At 67.8% G+C, this 21,372-nt stretch carries 17 protein-coding genes and 1 tRNA gene; 10 read left to right on the top strand and 8 right to left on the bottom strand.

Annotation, left to right across the window (positions count from 1 at the left end; all coding sequences use genetic code 11):
- Positions 1-9: 9 nt before the first annotated feature.
- Positions 10-660, bottom strand: a complete 651-nt coding sequence (locus ABEA33_RS27170; RefSeq protein ID WP_345530324.1) for a helix-turn-helix transcriptional regulator — start codon at positions 658-660, stop codon at positions 10-12.
- A gap of 364 nt (positions 661-1,024) precedes the next feature.
- Between ABEA33_RS27170 and ABEA33_RS27175 the strand changes: the two genes are divergently transcribed.
- The 4 genes from ABEA33_RS27175 (at position 1,025) to ABEA33_RS27190 (ending at position 5,721) form a co-directional block, all read left to right on the top strand.
- On the top strand, positions 1,025-2,476 hold the full coding sequence (locus ABEA33_RS27175; protein ID WP_345530326.1) for a sensor histidine kinase: 1,452 nt from the start codon (positions 1,025-1,027) through the stop codon (positions 2,474-2,476).
- Positions 2,454-3,164 carry a response regulator gene (locus ABEA33_RS27180; protein WP_345530328.1) on the top strand — a complete coding sequence of 237 codons (711 nt, stop codon included), beginning with the start codon at positions 2,454-2,456 and terminating at the stop codon, positions 3,162-3,164. The genes ABEA33_RS27175 and ABEA33_RS27180 overlap by 23 nt, the downstream gene beginning before the upstream one ends.
- A gap of 151 nt (positions 3,165-3,315) precedes the next feature.
- The gene (locus tag ABEA33_RS27185) at positions 3,316-4,797 is read left to right on the top strand and encodes an exopolysaccharide biosynthesis polyprenyl glycosylphosphotransferase (RefSeq protein WP_345530330.1); all 1,482 of its coding nucleotides are present in this window, start codon (positions 3,316-3,318) and stop codon (positions 4,795-4,797) included.
- A 141-nt stretch (positions 4,798-4,938) separates the two neighbouring features.
- On the top strand, positions 4,939-5,721 hold the full coding sequence (locus tag ABEA33_RS27190; protein WP_345530332.1) for a helix-turn-helix transcriptional regulator: 783 nt from the start codon (positions 4,939-4,941) through the stop codon (positions 5,719-5,721).
- 18 nt (positions 5,722-5,739) lie between these two features.
- Here the strand turns inward: ABEA33_RS27190 and ABEA33_RS27195 are convergent, their stop codons facing one another.
- The 6 genes from ABEA33_RS27195 to ABEA33_RS27220 all read right to left on the bottom strand — a co-directional run bounded on the left by ABEA33_RS27195 (position 5,740) and on the right by ABEA33_RS27220 (position 10,679).
- Positions 5,740-6,720 carry a ribose-phosphate diphosphokinase gene (locus tag ABEA33_RS27195; RefSeq protein WP_425577483.1) on the bottom strand — a complete coding sequence of 327 codons (981 nt, stop codon included), beginning with the start codon at positions 6,718-6,720 and terminating at the stop codon, positions 5,740-5,742.
- 31 nt (positions 6,721-6,751) lie between these two features.
- Complete coding sequence (gene glmU, locus ABEA33_RS27200; protein WP_345530335.1) at positions 6,752-8,221, bottom strand: bifunctional UDP-N-acetylglucosamine diphosphorylase/glucosamine-1-phosphate N-acetyltransferase GlmU; 1,470 nt, start codon at positions 8,219-8,221, stop codon at positions 6,752-6,754.
- 1 nt (position 8,222) lies between these two features.
- Positions 8,223-8,301: transfer RNA gene (locus ABEA33_RS27205), tRNA-Gln, on the bottom strand.
- Between the two features lie 100 nt (positions 8,302-8,401).
- On the bottom strand, positions 8,402-8,671 hold the full coding sequence (locus ABEA33_RS27210; protein ID WP_345530337.1) for a DUF6752 domain-containing protein: 270 nt from the start codon (positions 8,669-8,671) through the stop codon (positions 8,402-8,404).
- Positions 8,668-10,266: a methyltransferase domain-containing protein gene (locus ABEA33_RS27215; protein WP_345530339.1), complete on the bottom strand. Its 1,599-nt coding sequence runs from the start codon at positions 10,264-10,266 to the stop codon at positions 8,668-8,670. The genes ABEA33_RS27210 and ABEA33_RS27215 overlap by 4 nt, the downstream gene beginning before the upstream one ends.
- Positions 10,263-10,679, bottom strand: coding sequence for an FAD synthase family protein (locus ABEA33_RS27220; protein WP_345530341.1), 417 nt, complete (start codon positions 10,677-10,679; stop codon positions 10,263-10,265). Before ABEA33_RS27220 ends, ABEA33_RS27215 begins: the two co-directional genes overlap by 4 nt.
- Before the next feature lie 609 nt (positions 10,680-11,288).
- On the opposite strand from ABEA33_RS27220, the gene ABEA33_RS27225 reads away from it, so the two are divergent.
- The 6 genes from ABEA33_RS27225 (at position 11,289) to ABEA33_RS27250 (ending at position 18,544) form a co-directional block, all read left to right on the top strand.
- Positions 11,289-12,299 carry an NADP-dependent oxidoreductase gene (locus ABEA33_RS27225; RefSeq protein WP_345530343.1) on the top strand — a complete coding sequence of 337 codons (1,011 nt, stop codon included), beginning with the start codon at positions 11,289-11,291 and terminating at the stop codon, positions 12,297-12,299.
- 38 nt (positions 12,300-12,337) lie between these two features.
- Positions 12,338-13,210, top strand: a complete 873-nt coding sequence (locus ABEA33_RS27230; protein WP_345530344.1) for an alpha/beta fold hydrolase — start codon at positions 12,338-12,340, stop codon at positions 13,208-13,210.
- A 68-nt stretch (positions 13,211-13,278) separates the two neighbouring features.
- Positions 13,279-13,926, top strand: coding sequence for a TetR/AcrR family transcriptional regulator (locus ABEA33_RS27235; RefSeq protein WP_345530345.1), 648 nt, complete (start codon positions 13,279-13,281; stop codon positions 13,924-13,926).
- A 623-nt stretch (positions 13,927-14,549) separates the two neighbouring features.
- Positions 14,550-15,776 carry a cytochrome P450 gene (locus ABEA33_RS27240; protein ID WP_345530346.1) on the top strand — a complete coding sequence of 409 codons (1,227 nt, stop codon included), beginning with the start codon at positions 14,550-14,552 and terminating at the stop codon, positions 15,774-15,776.
- A 42-nt stretch (positions 15,777-15,818) separates the two neighbouring features.
- The gene (locus ABEA33_RS27245; protein ID WP_345530347.1) at positions 15,819-17,375 is read left to right on the top strand and encodes an aldehyde dehydrogenase family protein; all 1,557 of its coding nucleotides are present in this window, start codon (positions 15,819-15,821) and stop codon (positions 17,373-17,375) included.
- A 56-nt stretch (positions 17,376-17,431) separates the two neighbouring features.
- A complete protein-coding gene (locus ABEA33_RS27250; RefSeq protein ID WP_345530348.1) occupies positions 17,432-18,544 on the top strand; it encodes a Zn-dependent alcohol dehydrogenase in 1,113 nt (370 codons plus the stop codon).
- An 81-nt stretch (positions 18,545-18,625) separates the two neighbouring features.
- Here the strand turns inward: ABEA33_RS27250 and ABEA33_RS27255 are convergent, their stop codons facing one another.
- The gene (locus ABEA33_RS27255) at positions 18,626-20,935 is read right to left on the bottom strand and encodes an ATP-binding protein (protein ID WP_345530349.1); all 2,310 of its coding nucleotides are present in this window, start codon (positions 20,933-20,935) and stop codon (positions 18,626-18,628) included.
- Between the last annotated feature and the right edge of the window lie 437 nt (positions 20,936-21,372).

Below are 21,372 nucleotides of genomic sequence, written 5' to 3' on the forward strand. Positions count from 1 at the left end.
TCGGCGTCATCAGTCGACGTACTCAGTCGATCGCAGCAGCGCCACCGCCGCGAGCTGGGACCGCACGCCGAGCTTGTGGAGGACCGCGCGCACCTGGCTGCGGACCGTGGACTCAGAGAGGCCGAGCCGGGTCGCGATGGAGCGGACGGGGACGCCGCTACTCAGGAGGTCCAGGACCTGCAGCTCACGCGGCGTCAGACGGTTGAGCCGGCGTTGCAGGCCCGCGACCCGCTCCTGGGCCACCTGCCAGTCGCCCAGGAGTCGATCGAGCTCGTCTGCGCACGGGGCGGCCAGGCCCTCCGAGAGCATCACGATGAGCGACTCGATCTCGTCCAGCCCGGTCAGGTTGGGACGGACCGAAGCGGCACCCGCCTCGCGGAGCCCGCCCCAGGACGCTCCGCGCGGCACGCCGGTGAGCACCACCCACGGGCCGTCCCACTCGCTGATCAGCGCGGCCGCGCCCGCCATCCGGATCGGCGTGTCCGCGTCGTAGATGAGCAGCGCGACGTCCGGACCGACCCGAGCGAGCTGACGGTGGACCGGATCGTCTCGCGACAGACCGGGCCAGGTCAGGATCGTGACGTCGATCCGCCGACTCACGAGCGCCGCACGGACCGCCTCCGCGATCAGCGACAGGTCCGACGCGAGCGCGACCTGCACTTGACGCCTCGCGTCGGTCCGAAGCGACGACTCAGGGACTTCGCCCGAGCTCGAGGTCGTGACCGTCATCGCTGGCGATTGTCCGGCTACGGCTGCGTACGGCGGGGGCCGCGACCTCCGATCTCCCCTACATTCGGGACGACAGCACTGCCCCGAGGCACCGCGCCGACCCCTGCCGCTCACCGTTTCCGTCCCCAAATTGTGGTATGACCACTCGATCCGGCTGCGAGGGTGCGATCGGGCCCCGGATATTGCTGTTTGTGCCATCCTGGCGAGCAGATCGCGGGAAGGTCTGAACTCGGTCGCACCTTGTCGTTGATCCGCGAGCGGGAAGGGGAACGCGCCAAGCGCCGGGGAGACGCCGATGCCGCAACTACAGGCAACGCTCAGAACGACCGACGGCCGACAACTCGGCCTGCCGACCGCCACCATGATCGTCGTGCTCCTCGTCCTGCTCGGGCAGGACGTCGCCGGACCGGAGCTCGGACTCGCGGCGGTGGCGGTCATGAGCGCGCTGTTCGCCGACATCGGGGTGCTGTGCGCCGGCATCCTCCTCTACGCCCACTGGAGGGTCGGCCTGGCTTCGACCACCGCCTGGCTGGTGACGGCCGTGGTCGCGTTCTCGTTGCAGGGACTCCACTGGTTCGTGCTGACGCTCGGCACGGGTCCGCCGCTCGCCGAGCACGCGGCCTGGGTCGCCGGCTACCAGATCGTCGCGACCCTGGGGCTGTGCCTGCTCGTCACCCAGTCGGAGGAGCTTCCCGGGGGACGGGACCCGCTCGTCCTCGGCCTGCTCGTGGGGCTGCTCGTCACGACCGGGCGCATGCTCCTGCTCGAGCTGCCGCTGTCCGCCCCGCCCCGGGGCGCGTACGTCGCGGCGGGTGTCGGTCTGACTCTGATCTGCGTCGTGAACGCCGTCGCGCTGGCGCGCTCCCGCGCCTTCTCGCCCTGGCTCCGCCGCCGACTGTGCGCTGCGACCATCCTGCTCGGCCTGGGTCAGGCGGCCGCGTTCCCCGAGCAGGCGCCGGCCTGGCTGACGATCGTCAGCATCGCCACCAACCTCGTGGGCGCCGCCGTCCTCGTGGCGGCCGCCTTCATGCTGGCCCGCCGCTCGGCCCAGAACGAGGAGGAGGCGATCGCGGTCCTGCACCGTCGTCTGGAGGTGGCCGAGATGGACCACCACGACGACCAGGCCAGGCTCCACGAGGTGCGCGCGACGGTCGCCGGCCTGTCCTCGGCCACGCGCCTCCTGCACCATCACTCGAGCATCAGCGAGCTGCGTCGATCCCAGCTCGAGCAGATGATGGAGGCCGAGTTGGACCGGATGACGAGACTGATCTGCGGTCGACCGACGACGCCGCCGGGCCCGGTCGACCTCGACCGCGTGCTCGAGCCCGTCGTCGTACGCCACCGCGCGGCCGGCCGCCGGATCGACTGGGAGCCCACCGGGGCGACGGCTCTCGGCCGCGCCGACGACATCGCCGAGATCGTGAGCATCCTTCTCGCCAACGCGCAACGGCACGCCGCCAGCAGCAGGGTGGAGCTCCTGGTCCGTACGGCGCACGGCTCGGTCGAGGTCGTCGTCGGCGACGCGGGTCCAGGCGTCGACCGCCAGCTGCGACGCGCGATCTTCGAGTGGGGCGGGCGCAGTCCGTCCTCGAGCGGGGAGGGCGTCGGCCTGGCGTCCGCCCGGCTCCTGAGTCTGGATCTCGGTGGATACTTGAAGCTCGACGACCGAGCCGGGCCCGGTGCGACGTTCGTCCTCGGCTTGCCGATGGCAGAGGAGGCCCTGCGTGACCGCGCCCGCACCGCGTAGACAGCTCAAGGTCCTGATCATCGAGGACCACGCCCTGTTTGCGGAGTCTCTCGAGCTCGCCCTCAATCTGGACGGTTACGACGTCCGGAGGCTGCCCATCCCGGAGGGGGGCGGCACCCAGACCCTGCTGTCGTCCGTCATGCGGCTGCGCCCCCGCATCGTCCTGCTCGACCTCGACCTCGGCCGGTTCGGTGACGGGGTCCGGCTGATCACGCCGATGGTCAGGGCCGGCACCAACGTCGTCGTGGTGACAGCCTCGACCGACCGAGCGCGCTGGGGAGAAGCCCTGCGCAACGGCGCGCGCAAGGTGCTGAGCAAGTCCCAGCCACTCAACGAGATCCTCTCGACCGTGCGCCGGATCAACCAGGGCTTCCCGGTGATCGACGTCGAGGAGCGCGAGGCGCTCATCGCCCTGTGGCACGAGCAGACGAAGGAGCGGGGCGCCCTGCAGTCCCGCCTCGCTCTGCTGACCCCCCGCGAGGAGGTCGTGCTCGGCGAGCTGATGCAGGGCCACACGGTGAGCGACATCGCGGCCGGCAGCGTCGTGTCGGCGGCCACCGTGCGCACGCAGGTGAAGTCGATCCTGGCCAAGCTGGAGGTCTCCTCGCAGCTCGCGGCCGTCGGCCTCGCCAACCAGGCGTCGTGGCGCCCGCCCGCCGAGCGCAAGCCCTCGCATCCGTCCAACTGAGCGGGACGGCATTGCGCTTCTGCCGCTATTGCCCCATATGAGGCATGCCACCGGCGTCGTACGTCCCTAGATTCTTGGCACCATCTGGATTCGTCGGCGTCGGCCGACCCGAGGCCGAGGAGCGGTGGCGTTGGCATCGTTGACACCCTGGGTGACGCGGACGGCAGGAGCGCTCCCGGAGAACGGGCCTGAGCCGCTCCAGCTGGTGACGCTGTCTCCGGCCGGGATCGACGATGACAACGCGGCCCGTCGCACGTTCGGAAGGATCCCGGGGGCGCTGAGCTCTCCCCGGATCCGGCTCGCGGCCGCAGACCTCCTGGTCACGGGCTCGCTTCTCGCCGTAGTGGTCGGCCAGGGCGGGGTCGCGTCGGTCGGCCCGACGACGGTCGTCCTCATCGCCGCCGTCTGGTGCGCCGCACTCGGCGCCTCGGGCGGCTGGTCCGCCAACGCCCACGCCGTGAGCCCCCGCGTCGTGCTCCGAGCCGTCGTAGGCGTCGGCCTCCTGTGCTGGACGGCCGATGCCGCGTTCGACCTCCCGGTGACGGCCGGGCAGCTGGTCGCCCTGACCGCAGCCCTGGCGGTGGCCGCACTCCTCCCCCGGCTGGCCCTTCTCACCGCGATCCGCACCCGGCCCCCGGTCCGGCTCGCACTCGCAGGCGACGGCCACGACGTACGCCGGCTGCTGGGCGACCTCGACCGCGGACCCGAGTCACGCTGGCAGGTCACGGCGATCTGCGCCGATGACGAGGACGCCGACGCACACGCAGCGGCGCGGGAGCACGCAGTACCGATCTACGGGGACGTCGACGAGGTCGTGGCAGCCGCGGCGGCCACCGGCGCGACGGCGATCCTGCTGGCACCGGGCCGGATGCTCTGCCCGGCGACGGCACGCCGACTGTCGTGGCTCGCCCACGACGCCGGCCTCGACGTCTTCCTGGGCACCGGCCTGCTCGACGTCGCAGCGACCAGAGCCACGCTCGTCCCGGGAGGCGACCTCGGCCTCGTCCACCTGCGGCCGACGACCGCTCCGTCCCTCGCCCGCCTGGTCAAGGCGGTCACCGAGCGCTTCCTGACCGCTCTCGCGCTGCTGGCCTTCCTCCCGCTGCTCGTGGCGATCGTCGTGGCGATCCGCGTCGACTCGCGCGGCGGTTCCCTGTTCCGCCAGACCCGAGTCGGTCGAGACGGCACGACCTTCACGATGTACAAGTTCCGCACGATGGAGGTCGACGCCGAGAGTCGCGTCGACTCGCTCGCCGATGCCAACGAGAGCGACGGCGTGCTCTTCAAGATGCGCCGCGATCCGCGCATCACCCGCGTCGGCGGCGTGCTGCGGCGCTACTCCCTCGATGAGCTCCCTCAGCTGGTGAACGTGCTCATGGGCCAGATGTCGCTGGTCGGCCCGCGCCCCGCGCTGCCCCAGGAGGTCGAGCGGTACGACGTCGACCCGCGCCACCGCCTCGCCGTCAAACCCGGCCTGACCGGTCTCTGGCAGGTCTCTGGACGCTCGGACCTGTCGTGGGAGGAGTCCGTTCGCCTGGACCTCCACTATGTCGACAACTGGTCGCTCGCGATGGACGCGGACATCGTGCTGCGCACCGTGAGAGCCGTCCTGAGCCATCGGGGCGCGTACTGACCTGACAGTGGTCCGGACCTTTCCCTGACCCGATCGGGCCAGGTTCCGTAGTCCCTTGTAGTCATCTTGCTCTGGGGCCATGGCGAGCCGGAAATATCGGTGCTCGACTCGATGTCCTCACCCACGAGTCAGGGGACGCGAATGAGTGAGTCTGCTCTAGCACCACGCCCGGCCAATGCCCGCGGTCGACACAACCGCAGCGCCCGCGCTGTCGATCGCGCCGCGGGGCGCAAGCGCCGACCACGCGTGGCCGTCGTCGAACGGCACGCGCTGGTCGCCGAGGCGATCGGACTGACGCTGGCCGGCACCTTCGAGGCGATCCCGGTCCCCCTTCAGTCCTTCACGACGACGGCCGCCGCACGAGACGCGGTCCTCCGGTCCCGGGCCGACGTCGCCGTCCTCATCCTGTCGCCGGGCGGCGTCGTCGACACGCTGACCCTGGTCGAGCAGCTCAGCGCGCACGGCGTCAGCGTGCTGGTGTCCGGCGACGAGCTCGACCGGGAGAGCGCCGAGCGCTACCTCTGCGCCGGCGCGGCCGCGTTCTGGCACACCGGAGGGGTCGCCGACGTCGTCCGGGCGGTCACGCGCGAGGCAGAGCGACGCGCGCAGCAGCTGCTCTCCGGGGGCACCCGGCCCACGCACGCTCCGCGCACGACCCCACCGGACGTCGACCGGCACGGCGATGACCGCCGCACCCGCCGTGATCTCACGAACCTCACGCCCGCGGAGGCGAGGATCCTCTGGGCCCTGATGCGGGGACGGTCGGCCGACGACATCGCGCGCGACCATGTCGTGTCGATCGCGACCGTCCGCACCCAGATCAAACAGGTGCTCGGGAAGCTCGGCGCCACATCACAGCTCTCGGCCGTCGCACTCGCGTGGCGGGTCGACTGGACCCCCGGTGGGGACCTCGGGAAGCTGTGACCCGCTCCAGCGTCAGACTCAGGTGTGCCCGTCGAACATCGAGGTGACCGAGCCGTCCTCGAACACCTCACGGATCGCCCGCGACACGAGCGGCGCGATCGACAGGCAGGTGAGCTTGTCGAACTCCCGGTCCGGCGACAGGGGCAGCGTGTTGGTCACGACGACCTCGATGGCCGGGCAGTTCTTGAGCCGGTCGACCGCGGGGTCGGACAGGATCGCGTGGGTCGCGGCGATGACGACGCCTGCGGCCCCGTCGGCCATCAGCGCGTCGGCGGCGTTCGCGATCGTGCCGCCGGTGTCGATCATGTCGTCGACCAGCACGCACATCCGGCCGGTGACGTCACCGACCACCCGGTTGGCCACGGTCTCGTTGGGCCGGTCGGTGCGACGGGACTTGTGGATGAAGGCCAGCGGGGCGCCGCCGAGGCGGGCTGACCAGCGCTCAGCCACCTTGATCCGACCGGCGTCCGGGGAGACGATCGCGAGCGGCTGGTTGCCGTACTTCACCTTGATGTGGTCGGCCAGGATCGGCAGCGCCATCAGGTGGTCGACCGGGCCGTCGAAGAAGCCCTGCACCTGGTCGGCGTGGAGGTCGACGGCGATCAGCCGGTCGGCGCCCGCGGTCTTGAACAGGTCGGCCATCAGGCGGGCCGAGATCGGCTCACGGCCGCGGTGCTTCTTGTCCTGGCGGGCGTAGCCGTAGAACGGCATGACCACCGTGATCCGCTTGGCGCTCGCCCGCTTCAGGGCGTCGACCATGATCAGGTGCTCCATGATCCACTCGTTGATCGGAGCCGTGTGACTCTGGATCACGAAGGCGTCGCAGCCGCGGACGGACTCCTCGTAGCGGACGTAGATCTCCGAGTTCGCGAACTCGTACGCCGACGTCGGCACCAGGTCGGTGCCGAGCAGGGTGGCGACCTCCTCGGCCAGCACAGGGTGGGCCCGGCCACTGAAGACCATCAGGTTCTTCTCGGTGGTCTTCTTCATTCCGGTCACGGCTTGTTGCTCCTCGGTCGCCGGAGTGGTGTCAGTCTGATTCTGCCACGCGCCGCGCATCGTCTGGACCACTGCCCAGACCGTCTGCCAGCGCGGCCTCGGCGGCCTCCGCCTGGGCCGTGCCCGGACGCTTCGTGAGTGCCCATCCCTCGATATCGCGCTGTGGCCCGCTCGACACGGCGAGGGCGCCCGGAGGGACGTCGTGGCGTACGACGGTGCCGGCGCCGGTCGCGGCCCCGTCGCCGATCTCCACCGGCGCGACGAACGTGTTGTTGGAGGCGGTCCGCGCGTGCTTGCCGATCTTCGTGCGGTGCTTCCGCACCCCGTCGTAGTTGGCGAAGATCGTGCCCGCTCCGATGTTGGTGCCCTCGCCGATCTCGGCGTCCCCGACGTACGACAGGTGCGGGACCTTCGCGCCGTCGCCGATCACGGCGTTCTTGGTCTCGACGAAGCCGCCGATCTTGCCGCGGGCGCCGAGGACGGTGCCGGGGCGCAGGTAGGAGAACGGCCCGACAGTGGCGTCCCCGCCGATCACGGCGAGCTCACCCTGGGTGCGGACCACGCGGGCGCGCGGGCCGACCTCGCAGTCCTTGAGCGTGGTGTCCGGGCCCACGACGGCGTCCTCGCCCACGACGGTCGCCCCGAGCAGCTGGGTGCCGGGCAGGATCGTCACGTCGGCGCCGAGCACGACGTCGGCGTCGATCCAGGTGGTCGCCGGGTCCATCACCGTGACGCCCTCGCGCATCCAACCCTCGACGATCCGGCGGTTGAGCTCGGCGCCGATGCGGGCGAGCTGGACCCGGTCGTTGACGCCCTCGGTCTGCATGACGTCGTCGATCGCGTACGCGCCGACCGTGAGGCCGTCCTCGCGGGCGATCGCGATCGTGTCGGTGAGGTAGTACTCGCCCTTGGCGTTGTCGTTGCCGATCCGCGGCAGGGCCCTGCGGAGGAACTCGGCGTCGAAGGCCAGGATCCCGGAGTTGATCTCGCGCACCTCGCGCTGCTCGGCGGTCGCGTCCTTCTCCTCGACGATCGCCTCGACGTCGCCCTCGTCGTTGCGGAGCACCCGGCCGTAGCCGAAGGGGTCGGTCACGATGCCGCTCAGGATGCTGACCGCACGCTGCGCGGCCTCGTGCTCGTCCGCGAAGTCGCGCAGGGATTCGCCGCGGAGCAGGGGCGTGTCGCCGTACGCGACCACGACGGTGCCGGTCATCCCGGCAGCGGCCTCGACCGCCATCTGTACGGCGTGCCCGGTGCCGTGCTGCTCCTCCTGCACGGCGAGCACCACGTCGGGGAACGACTCGTGGATGTGCGCGCCGACCGCCTCACGCTGGTGGCCCACGACGGCCACGACCTGCTTCGGGTCGAGCGCCTGGGCGGCGACCAGGACGTGCCCGATCATGCTGCGGCCCCCGATCGGGTGCAGCACCTTCATGGTCTTCGACTTCATGCGGGTGCCGCCACCCGCGGCCAGCACGATGACCGTCAGCTCCTTGCTCATGCTCCCCGGGTAGGAGTCGAACCTACGTCGCTAGTCCTGATTCAAAGTCAGGCGGGCCCTGCCGGCAGACCAACCGGGGATTACGTCCCCTCGAGGGACGCCGACAGCCTAGAGCCCTCCAGCGGACGTCATACGAATCGAGGGTCTGGAGCCACCATTCGTATGACGTCCCACACGGGCTCAGAAGCTGGCACGGTACTGCGCCAGCACCTCGCGGACGCGCTCCTCGTCACGGTCGTCGACCAGCACGAGCAGCTCGGCGACGACGTCGGTGAGCTCGGCGATGCGCCGGTTGAGCTGCCGGCTCTCCTGGATCTCCTCCTCGAGCGCGGCCAGCCGGGCGTGCACGCCGAAGGGCCGGCCCCGCAGCCGCCGGTAGCGATCCCGCACGACCCGGGCACGGGTCCGGGCGCGAGCGAGGAGCGGACTGGTCTTGACTTCGCTGTTCACGACTTCCTCTGTACGTCGGGGCCCACCGGGCGGGTCCAGCGGACCCGCATCCGGCAGACAGTGGGGTCCAGGTTGCCCAGGACGTCGGTGCCGGCCCGGAGACGTTGACGCTCCACCACGCCGCCGGCCGCCTCGATCTCGCGGCGTACGACGGCCGGGTCCAGCCTCCGGACCAGTCCAACGGGCGCCGGGGGCGGGGCGTCGTCGCCGACGTCGGCGCTGAACTCGAGGAACAGGTTGCCGCCGCCGCGCAGCGCCATCCGGCACAGCAGCCACAGCTGGTCGCGCGCGCGATCGTCGAGGCAGCCCACCAGGTGCCGCGCCGTCAGGTGGTGCGGGTCCCGAGCGAGCTCGGCGCCGGAGACGAGCACGGTGCGCAGCTCGTTGAGGATCAGCGCGCGCACCTGGACGTGCAGCCGTCGCCGGCGCGCGTTGCGGATCACGGTCGCGCGCGCAGCGCGGGAGAAGTCGAAGGCGACGACAGGGCGCCCTCGGCGCGCGAACCAGAGCGCGTCCCGGCCGGTACCGCAGCCGAGGTCGGCCACCGCCGCACCCCGGGGCAGCTGCCGGTCGACCCACTTCGCGAAGCCCGACCGGCGGCCTCCCGAGAGAGCGCGCCCGGCGCCCTGGTGGAACTCGGTCCAGCGCCCCATGTCGGTGCGGAACCCACGCAGCCAGCCGTCGAGGCGGCGTACGCCCCGCACCGGGTCGGTGTACTTGAACGACGGGTCGGGGACCCGCCAGCCGGGTCCGTAGATGAACTCGAGCATCGCCTCAGGATCGGCCGGTGCCGGGAAGTCGACGCCGTGCAGCGTGATCGTCGAGACCGGCACGATCACCGAGTCCGGGAGGAGGCCGCTGCGGTTGCCGAGCTGGTAGAAGGTCCCGTCGACCCGGAACGCGACGAAGATGTCGATGTGGCAGAGCCGCCCGTCGCTGAGCGGGAGCAGCACCTTGATGTCGCCTCCGGACATCCGGAGCAGCGTCCAGCCGAGCTTCTTCAGCGTCCGCTGGATGGCGTACGACTCGATGATGAGGTCCGCCGGCGACGTGTGGCGGCTGAGGTAGCAGACGTCCGTGTCCGAGTCGTGCGCGATCATGGCGCCGTCGCGCACGGCGCCGAGCAGCGCGCCGTAGTTGAGGTAGGCCTCGACGTCGCACACCTCGCGGAGGTCGTCGAGCAGGCGTCGAGTGCCGGTGAGGATCTCGGCGCGTACGCCGTCCTCGGTGTCGTCGAACGCGCGGCAGAGGTGGCCGACCTTGTCGACGGCGAGCGGGAAGCCCTGGTGGTCGACGACCTCGACCCGCGCACCGTCCGCTCCGCTCCCAAGCGCGACCTCCTCGTCGAGGAGGACCTGGCTGCCCGCCACGTCGGCGACCCGCACCCGCACCACCCCGTCGAGGAAGCGGCGCAGCACCGGGGGCCACTCGACGAGGAGTCCGCCCGAGACGATCCGGCCGTCGCGCGGCGCGGTGAACGCCCAGATGTAGCGGCCGTCGAAGCTCACCACCTGCACGTCGGCGGGAGCGTCGCGCAGCAGCAGGCCGTCCTCGGAGACGACGACAGCAGGTGCGGCGGAGTCGACCCTGCTCACGAGGCCGCGATGACGCGCCGCAGCTGCGTGCTCGAGGTGTGCGCGGTGTACGGGAAGTAGACGACCTCGGCGCCGACGATGCCGACCTTCAGCTCGAGCTCCCGACCGCGCGCCGTGTCCCGCCAGTCGTCGCCCTTGAAGACCCGGTGGAAGCCCACCTCGCGCCAGGCATCGAGCTTGTCGGTGGTCAGCTCGGCGTACGTCGCGTCCACGATCCCGATGGCGTCGACGATCGCGAGCCGCTCCTCGAGCGGCACGAACGGCCGCAGCCCCTTGACCTGCTCGCAGACCTCGTCCGACACGACACCTGCGACGAGTACGTCGCAGAGCTCGCGCGCCTGGCGCAGGGCGTTGAGGTGCCCGATGTGGAACAGGTCGTACACGCCGGGCACGTAGCCCACCAACGGACTCATCGAGCCCTCTTTCCTAGTTATCTTTACTGAGTTACAGCACTTTAGCGGTTCACTCTCTTCCCAGGTGCAGAACCCGCCGTGTCGGGGCGTTGTCGGAGTCAATACCGACAAGGGTGACGGCTCGAAGGATGAACGGTGCGACCGAACCGGCGACCTGCAGCGCCAGAAGGACGTGCACGGCGGCGTGCGCATACAGGGCCGGGTTGTGCACCATCAGGGTGTCGGCGATGACGGGCTGACGGTGTTGACCCGGATTCCCCGCCGAACTGTGACGAGATGGACCGAGAGCGCGCCGTGGCGGATCGAACCCATCGACCTCCCCCCGGGGGGCCTGGAATATTTTCTGACTACGCTCAGTTATGAGCGTAGTCAGCACCTGCACAACGCCGTTCACCACTGCCTGTCGGTGGCCTGGGCTGGTCTGAGCCCTTCACCCGAGGGCATCCACGCACGATCGCCTCGAAGGACACCCATGACATCCTCCTCCCTCTCGCAGCCGCTCACGTTCGGTCGCGTAGAGCTCCCTCACCGCCTCGCCCTTGCGCCGATGACCGGGCTCAGTGCGCCTCTCGAGGCCGTCTACCCGCAGCTGGTCAGGGGTGATCAGCAGTGAGGGCATTCGCCATCGACAAGTACGGGACGGCACTGCATGCGATGGAGCGTCCCGATCCTGTGGTCGGGCAGCACGATGTACTGGTCGAGATCCATGCAGCGAGCGTCAACAAGCTCGACCTCAAGATCGCGTCCGGTGAGTTGAAGCAGATCCTGCGCTACCCGATGCCACTCACTCTGGGCCACGACCTCGCCGGCACGGTGATCAAGGTCGGAGTGAAGGTCACCCGTTTCGCGGCTGGCGACGCCGTGTACGCCCGGCCCCGCGACGGACGCATCGGGACCTTCGCCGAACGCATCGCCGTCGCCGAGGACGACCTTGCCCTCGCCCCGTTATCGGTCAGCGCGGCCGAGGCCGCGTCGCTGCCACTGGTCGCTTTGACCGCTTGGCAGGCACTCGTGGAGCGCGGCAAGGTCCGCCCGGCCCAGAAGGTCCTCATCCACGCCGGTGCCGGCGGTGTCGGCTCGATCGCGATCCCGCTCGCGAAGCACCTCGGCGCGAGCGTCGCCACCACGGCCAGCGCGAAGAACGCCGACCTCGTCCGCAGCCTGGGCGCTGACACCGTGATCGACTACCGCACCGAGGACTTCGAGCAGCACCTGAGCGGCTACGACCTCGTCCTGGACAGCCTCGGCGGACACAACCTGGAGAAGTCGTTGCGGGTTCTACGCCCTGAAGGCAAGGCCATCGGCATCTCCGACCCGCCGACTCCGGACTTCGCGCGCAGCGCCGGCCTGCCCCTGCCGGTTCGGCTTGGGGTCGCCGCGCTGAGTGCGAAGGTCCGTAGACAGGCCAAGCGGCTCGGCGTCACCTACGAGTTCCTGTTCATGTACCCCAGCGGGCAGCAGCTCGCCTCGATCGCCGAGCTTGTGGACGCCGGCGCCATTCGCCCCCTCGTCGGCGAGACCTTCGACTTCGATCAGACCCCGAACGCCATGACCGCGCTGGAACACGGCGGCCTGGTCGGCAAGGTCGTCGTCACACGTGGCCGACCCACCCCGAGCTGACACCGAACAATGCAACGCCACAAGAGAGGAACAGGCTCATGAGCACGAGCCCCCGCAACAACTCCGACGAGCCCGTCGTCACCTCCTACGCTCTCGCACCCACTCGCACGATCACGACCGACGGCGTCACCTACGCATACCGCGAGCTCGGCCCGAAGGGCGACATCCCGGTCATCTTCTTCGTCCACCTCGCCGCGACCCTCGACAACTGGGACCCGCGGATCGTCGACGGAATCGCCCAGAACCGCCACGTCATCGCGTTCGACAACCGCGGCGTCGGTGCATCCACCGGCGAGGTCCCGGACTCCGTCGAGGCGATGGCCGACGACGCCTACACCTTCATCACCGCCCTCGGCTTCGAGACCGTAGATGTGTTCGCCTTCTCTCTCGGCGGCATGGTCGCCCAGGACCTCGTGATCAAACACTCCCAGCTGGTCCGCAAGCTCATCCTCACCGGAACAGGCCCGCGAGGCGGCAAGGACATCGACAAGATCATGGGAGTCACCTACTGGGACATCCTGCGTGCCACGCTCACACGGTCTGACCCGAAGGAGTTCCTGTTCTTCAACCGCAACACCACTGGCAGGAAGGCCGGCAAGCAGTTCGTAGCCCGCCTGAAGGAACGCACCGTCGACCGCGACCAAGACATGGCTCTGAGGGGGTTCCGGACCCAGCTGAAGGCGATCGTCAAGTACGGCCGCTCAACACCCTCCGACCTCACGCTCATCACCCAACCCACCCTGATCGCCAACGGCGACAACGACCGGATGGTCCCCTCAGTCCTCTCCGAGGACCTCCATCAACGGATCGCCGGATCCGAACTGGTCATCTACCCGGACTCCGGCCACGGCGGCATCTTCCAGTACCACGATGAGTTCGCCCCCCTCGCCGCCGAGTTCCTCGGCAAGTAGCCCAACACGGCAGCCGAGGTACGGCGGACCGATCAGGACCATCGCGCCCCGACTGTCGATGCCGGACAGTGTCTCTACCCGGCGTACAACACCCAGAGGACGCAGCCATGAATCTTGCTTCCCCGCCGCTGAGCCGACGCGAGCGGAACAAGCGGGCCAAGCTCGACCGCATCACCGCAGCCGCGAGCGCCCTGTTTGCCGAACACGGAATCGACGACGTCACCACCCAGCAGATCGCCGACGCCGCCGACATCGGCACCGGCACCCTGTTCCTCTACGTCAAGACCAAGGGCGAGCTACTGCTCCTCGTGCAGAACACCCACTACGCTCGCGCTCTCGAGGAGGGTATTGCCGCCGCCGCGACCCACGAGGACGTCCTGGACGCGGTCATGGCTGTGCTGCAACCCATCGTGGAGTGCAACCGGGTGCAGGTCGAGAACGGCCGCACCTACCTGCGCGAGATGGTTTTCGGTGACCCCACCGAACCCCAGAGAGCAACAGCGCTCGCGATCGTCGGTCAGACCGAAGCCGCCGTCATGGCCATCCTCACACGCGGCGAAACCACACCCCGAACGACCGCTGCCACCGTCGCGCACGTCATCTCGGCCGTGATGTTCCTCGAGATGTCAGCCTCGACCAACTCGAGCACGCCGACAACCGAACTGGTCTCCCGCATACGTCGCCAAGTCCAGGTCGCCATCACTCGCTGTGAGTGACCGCGATCCATCTGCGGTGTCAGTGGTCAAGAATTGTTGAGGGCAACGGTTTGCACCACGCATCCCCCCTCGGGCGGTAGCGAGAGACACCTGTCCGGGCGATGTGGGCAGATCCGTTCTCGCGATGGCGGACCTGTCCGCGGCCGCCGCGGTGGCCATGACCATCCCGACGTGACTGTCACTGACCTCGAGGTGACGAGAACGAGTCACGAGGAGGAACACATAGGCCCATGGACTGGCCCGCGTTCGCCGCTGTAGTCCTCGGCACCGTCGGCGTCCTGCTCCTGTTCGTGGCCTCTCTTCGAGTGGGTTGTAGGGAGATTCCTCAAATCACGCGGTGACCGCACCTACGTCTACGACCACGCCGTTGTCACCGACGTCGTACACCACTCTGCTGGACGCAACTCCACTCGTGATCCGCCCACGGTGTCTCAGTGCCCCACGTCGGCTGAATCGTCGCGAGGACCCACGACGTTCCGCTGGCCATGACAAGAGCCTGGATGTGCCCGGCGTCATAGACAGGTGCGTATCCGAGTGATTTCACCCAAGGCGACGACCCGCCAATGGGGAGACCCTCGTCACATGACCGGCCGCTCCGCTGGTCTCACGAGGATGGGAGAACCATGACCGCCAGCACTACGGTTCCGGAGAAGCCTGATGTCCTTTCCGACGAGTTCGCGAAGGATCCACACTCCTATTACAAGGTCATGCGTGACCACTACCCCGTGCTTCACGACGAGGTCAGCGGCTACTACTTCGTCAGCCGGTACGACGACATTGCGCGCATCTACAAGGATTCGGACGGCTTCTCCAACGAGAACTACGGGTTCCAGATGGAGCCGGTCATCGGCAAGACCGTCATCCAGATGAGCGGGCGGGAGCACACCGTCAATCGTCAGCTGATCACCCCTGCACTCCGAGGAAACTACCTCGAAGAACTGCTTCCTCAGGTGGACGACCTGGCCACTGAGATGATCGACAAGTTCCGGACAGCCGGACGGGTCGACCTGGTTGAGGACTTCACCAAGTGGTTCCCGATCAACGTGATCGTCAAGATGCTCGACCTGCCCCGCACGGACCTTGCGAAGTTCCACGAGTGGTACTCGTCGCTGATGGCTTTCCTGTCCAACCTCACGAACGACCCCGAGATCCACGCCTGGGGGATGCGCACCCAGCAGGAGTACCCCGCCTACATCCTGCCGATCATCGCCGAGCGCCGCCGGAACCCCGGAACGGACCTCATCTCGCGGCTGACGCAGGCTGAGATCGAAGGCGAGCAGTTCACCGATGAGCAGATCAAGGCCCTCATCGGTCTGCTTCTCATCGCGGGCGGTGAGACGACCGACAAGTCGATCGCCAGCACCCTCAAGTACCTGATTCAGCACCCCGATCAACTCGAGGCAGTTCGCAACGACCCCTCCCTCGCCACCCAGGCCCTGGTCGAGACGCTCCGATTCCACCCCCCGGTACAGATCATCCTGCGGACCACGACCGACGACCTCGAGGTTGCCGGCACGGTCATTCCGTCGGGGAGCGTGGTGGGCTGCGTCAATGGAGCAGCGAACCGCGACGAGCGTCGCTTCGAAGACCCTGACACCTACAACATCTTCCGCACGGACATCAGCATCAAGCAGGCCTTTGCTGGTTCGGCGGATCACACCGCTTTCGCGCTCGGGCGTCATTTCTGCGTCGGGTCCCTCCTTGCCAAGCGGGAGGCCGAGACGGCCATCAACCAGATCCTGGCCACCATGCCCGACATCCGCTTCGCCGACGGGACAGTCCCGGCCGATGCGGGCCTCTTCACCCGTGGCCCCAAGGCCCTCGTCGTGGAGTTCACCCCCGTCAGTTGACCGCCCTGCTACGGACCCGCCTCTCACCAGCAAGGATCACCAATGACTTCGACTATTGAATCCCCGGTCACCAGCGACAACACCGCCGTCCCCCACTACCAGATGTTCATCGACGGTCGGTGGGTCGACTCCGCGGAACGTTACGAGATCATCAACCCGGCCACCGAAGAGATTGTCGCGACGGCAGCCAAGGGTGACGTCTCCCATGCCGACACCGCTGTCGCTGCCGCCCGTCGCACCTTCCAGGAAGGCGTTTGGCGCAACCTCTCCGGCTCGGCGCGGGCAGCGGTCCTTGAGACCACCGCCGACGCGTTGGAGGCGCGCTCTGAGGAGCTTGCGGCTGCGGCGACCCGGGAAGGCGGGGCACCGATCTACCTGTCGATGGGGCTGAATGCCATCACTCCCATTTCGAATCTCCGCTACTTCGCCGAGCTGGCTCGAACCTATCGCTTCGAGCTTCCTGGCCCCGTAGTCGGCGGAATCGCGCACGGGGGTGTGGTGCGTCGCGAGCCCGTGGGCGTGTGCGCGGCCATCGTCCCGTGGAACTTTCCCCTCGCCCTCGCCGTGTGGAAGATCGGCCCGGCCCTTGCTGCCGGCAACTCGGTGGTCCTCAAGACGGACGAAAAGACCCCTATCGGCGCGCTGGAGTTGGCGCGTGAGCTCCAGGCCGCCGGACTTCCCGACGGCGTCTTCAACGTCGTGACCGGGGACGGCGAGGTTGTCGGGGCCCACCTGGCATCCCACACCGATGTCAACAAGATCGGCTTCACGGGATCTTCCGAGGTCGGCAAGAAGGTGTCCGAGGCAGCGAGCCGAAGCAACCTGAAGCGGGTCACACTCGAACTTGGCGGCAAGGGCCCGAACATCGTGCTCGAGGACGCCGACATGCAGATGGCCGTCGATGGCGCGATCTGGGGCTTCCTCATGCACGCCGGCCAGGCATGTGAGTCCGGGACGCGCCTACTGTTGCCCGCCTCCGTGCACGACCGATTCGTGGATCGTCTCATCGAGCGACTCAAGGACGTGAAGATCGGAGATCCGCTCGACGCGACATCAAACCTCGGCCCGCTGATCGACGCTGCTCAGCGTGAGCGCGTGCTGGGCTACATCGAGCTTGCGAAACAGGAGGGCGCGACTGTCGCCTGCGGTGGCGGCGTCCCTGCGGGAGTCGACAAGGGCTACTGGGTCGAGCCCACGGTTCTGATCAACGTCACCAACGACATGCGGGTCGCCCGCGAGGAGATCTTCGGGCCGGTGCTCTGCGTTCTGCGCTACGAAACGGTCGAGGAGGCCATCGCCATCGCCAACGACAGCGACTTCGGCCTGTCCGCCGGCGTCTGGAGCAACAGCGTCGACACAGCGCTCGAGGTGTCTCGCCAGCTCGAGGCCGGGTCGGTGTGGATCAACGACTTCCACATGGCCAACGAGAACTACGCCTTCGGCGGGTTCAAGCAGAGCGGAGTGGGCCGCGAACTCGGCGCGAATGCCCTCGATCCGTACACCGAGGTCAAGTCGATCCAGATCAGCATGGAGCCGGACATCTCGAAGCGGGCCTACGGTCTCGCGCTCCCCACCCCGGCTCCGGCGTGGAGCCGCTGACGAACTGACCGAGTGCCGTCAAGACAACCGAGTGAAGCAACGAAAGGACCACTGACGTGAAGACCAAGGCCGCAGTCCTGTACGAAGCAGGCAAGCCGTTCGAGATCGAAGAGCTGGAGGTCGTCAAGCCGGACTCTGAGGAGGTTCTGGTCCGGTACGACTACTCCGGGCTATGCCACTCCGACCTGCACATGGTGAAGGGACACCTTCCTTTCCGTGCACCGATGGTGTTCGGCCACGAGGGGGCAGGCGAGATCCTCGAGGTCGGCTCGAGCATCACGCGATTCGCCCCCGGCGACCACTTCGTCGCTTCCTTCTACCCCGTATGCGGGCGCTGTCGCTGGTGCGCCACGGGCAACTCTCGACTTTGCGACTTGGGCGCGAACGGCCTCGAGGGCTTTCTCCCCGGCGGCCGCTTTCCGTTCGACGGCAAGAACGGCGAATACGGCTCGATGATGACGCTCGGCACGTTCAGCCAGTACGCCACCGTTCACCAGAACTCGATCGTGAAGATTGATGACGACCTGCCGCTCGACAAGGCCGCGCTCGTGGGCTGTGGTGTGCCGACCGGTTGGGGTTCAGCAGTCAACTCGGCCGCAGTGCGCCCGGGCGACACAGTGGTGGTCTACGGAGTCGGCGGTATCGGCAGCAACGCGCTCCAGGGTGCGGCCTACGCCGGCGCTCAGCACCTCATCGCGGTCGACCCTGCGCCGAGCAAGCGCGAGAGCGCGAAGATCTTCGGCGCCACCCACACAGCGTCCACCTCGGCGGAGGCACTCCAGCTCGTCACCGAACTGACGCGCGGCGTCGGCGCGGACAGCACGATCATCACGGTGGACGAGCTGACTGCCGAGGTGGTCTCGGAGGCGGCGGAAGCCACGTCGAAGGGCGGCACCATCGTGATCACCTCGATGGGCCAGTACGAGGACGAGACGATCAAGTTGTCGGGCGTCCAGCTCGCGCTGTGGGGCAAGCGCATCCAGGGCTCGCTCTACGGCGGTTGCAACCCTCTGTACGACATCCCGAAGCTGCTGTCTCTCTACCGGACCGGTCACGTCAAGCTGGACGAATTGATAACCGGTACCTACGCGCTCGAGCAGGTGAACCAAGGCTATGACGACTTGATGGCGCACAAGAACATCCGCGGCATCATCGTGCACGAGCACTGATCGGCCATCGCGTGTGCGCTGAATGAGCAGAAGGGGTCCTCGATCCACAGTCCTGGACCCCTTCCAGCTCTGGACCGGCGCCTAGTCCGAGGACTCGAGCGCCTCGTTGCGCGCGAACCACACAGCAACCTGCGAACGGGACCGAAAATGAAGCTTGGCGAGGATGCGATTCACATGGCCCTCGACGGTCCGCCGAGAGATGGTCAACTCAGCAGCGATCTCGCGGTTGCTAAGTCCTCTGTAGATCAGCCGACTGATCTCGAGTTCGCGGCCCGTTAGCAGGCAGTCAACACGGCGTTCGGTGCGGACGGCCATCGAGGAGCGGTCGTCGACCTCCGTGGACAGCGCAAAGGCGACCGCTTGATCCAGGTCCATCGACTGACCGGCGTGGAACTCTTGGTCGAAGGAGTCCTCCCCCACGGCGGCGCGGATCCGCTCTTCATACCTTGCGCGCGTCCCATTGAGGGCCGGGGATCCGAACAACGGCGACTTTCCTCCCATGGCGAGGCAGAGCATGTCACCGATCCCCAGCAGGCGACCTGCTCGCAGCATGGCATGGTCTTCGGTGGCGTTCCACGCGAGAAGTTCGACGCACGCGGCCGCACCGAGCCAGTCACGCAGCGACGACTTCGCTGTCAGCGCTGCTCGCAGCGATGCGCTGGATCGCGTGGTGTCACCAAGCAGATGGTCACAGAGCCCACGGTTCCACTCGACCCAGGAAGCAGCCCAGCGCTCGTCCTGTGCGTGCGCTTTCACCAGCGCGGCGTCACAAACCTGCCGCGCGTCGGCGACCCGTCCGGCCAAGCTGTGCGACATTGCGAGTTGGGCGCTGCACAAGATGCTTAATGCGCCGTCTTCACCACTTTCACGGTGGTACCTCTGCGCGTCCTCCAGCAAGGTGAATGCCGCACTGGAGTTTCCGTCGATCTCCTCGACCGTGCCCAAGAACTGCATGGCTGCAGCGGCCGCCCCCACGTCTCCAATCGACTCTCCCATGTCGCGGGCTGCTTCAAGATGGATCCGTGCGCTGCGGTTGTCGCCCTGGACCATCTCGTACCAGCCAAGAACCCAAAGTGCCCTAGCGCGCGCGGAACTAGGCTCCGGGTTCTCGGAAAGCGCGCGGCGCAGCCATCTGCAACCGTCGCGCAGGTGGCCGCAGGCGTTCCAGTAGAACCACAGGGCGCCTGTCATCTCAAGGCCGAGAAGGCGCTCCGATTCCCGCGTCAAGGAGTAGTCGACAGCCGATCGGATGTTCGCGAGCTCACCTTGCAGTCGTCGCACAGTGTCGATCTGCTCCTCGCCCGCCAACGTACGAGAACTGTCCTGCGCCAACTGGAAGTAGTAGTCGCGGTGACGTCGCCGCCAGCTCTCTGGTTGGTCACACCGCTCCAGGCCGAAGACCCGGAGGCTCTCCAGCAAGCGGTATCGGTAGGCGCCGTCGACCACCTCGCAGGTCACCACCGACTTCTCGACGAGGTTTCCGATCATCGGGACGATGGAGTCCCTGCTCAGGCCCTCGCCGCCGCAGATCTCACGGGCAGCCGACAGATTGAACGATCCACTGAACACGGCCAGACGACCCCACAGAGCCTGCTCCTCCGAAGCGCACAGGTCATAGCTCCATGCGATCGCGTTGCGAAGCGTCTGGTGCCGCGCCGGCGCACCCTCGTTGCCGCGATCAAGCACCTGGAAGATCGGGACCTCCTCCGTCAGCATCTGCTCCACATCGAAGGAGCGCGAACGGACCGCTGCGAGCTCGATCGCAAGCGGGATGCCGTCCAGCCGCCGAACCAGTTCGCCGATCTTCTCCATGCGCTCCGAGGTGGGATCAAATTCAGGCGAAACAGAACGCGCCCTATCAACGAACAGTCGGACGGCATCTCCATCTCCACGACCGTGGCCCTCAGAGGGGAGACTGAGCGGGGGGACTGCCCAGGTCTGCTCACCCAGGATGCCGAGCGGCTCACGACTGGTCGCCATCACCGTGACGCCGGGGCACGACTGCAGAACCGCGCTGGCGAAGCGACCGCACGACGAGATGAGGTGCTCGCAGTTGTCGAGAACGAGGAGTACCTGACGGTCTCCGAGTCGATCCGCCAACGCCGCAGTGGAGTTGATCCCTTCGGAAAGATCTGATCCCAATGCTCGCGCGACGGCGGCGACCAACTGGTTGCCCTCGGTCAGCATGGCCAGCTCGACGAACGCGATGACCTCGGCCGCGTCTTTGCCGTCGCGACGAGCCAACTCCTTCGCCAGGCGCGTCTTTCCGACTCCGCCTGGTCCGACCAAGGTGAGCAGTCGGCTCGACCCGAGTCGTTCATCCAGTTCGCGACACTCACGCTCGCGACCGACGAAGCTCGTCAGGTCAGCAGGGATCTTCGATTGCTCCAAGTGTGATCTCCGGGTCTACCTCGCCTTCCCCTCACGCCGAGGGATATGACGTACACCACTCTAACCATAATTAATCAATCGGTCGCCCGGTTGTCTGGCCACATCTAGTAACGCGCCCGACGTACGACGACGGCGCCCGCGGCCAAATCGCCTCAGCCCGAGACGCGGCACCAGGTGAGCCGGCCGAACGGCTCGCGACACTCATCGGCGGCGTCGACACCTGGACTGTCAACTGAGAGAACACGAACTCCGATTCCGGCGGCGTCCGCGATCAACCGGGACGCTGAGCCGTCGGTATGCAGAACCGGTCAGTGGCACGAAGGGCGACTGCCTCGCAAGCACCTAGTCGTAACACCGCACGCGGTCAGTCCTCGGAGCTGCCGGCGTCCTCCTGCTGCTTGATCAGGTCCATGACGGTGGAGTCGGCGAGGGTGGTG

The organism is Nocardioides endophyticus (genome assembly GCF_039543845.1).
In the GTDB taxonomy this organism is placed as follows: domain Bacteria; phylum Actinomycetota; class Actinomycetes; order Propionibacteriales; family Nocardioidaceae; genus Nocardioides; species Nocardioides endophyticus.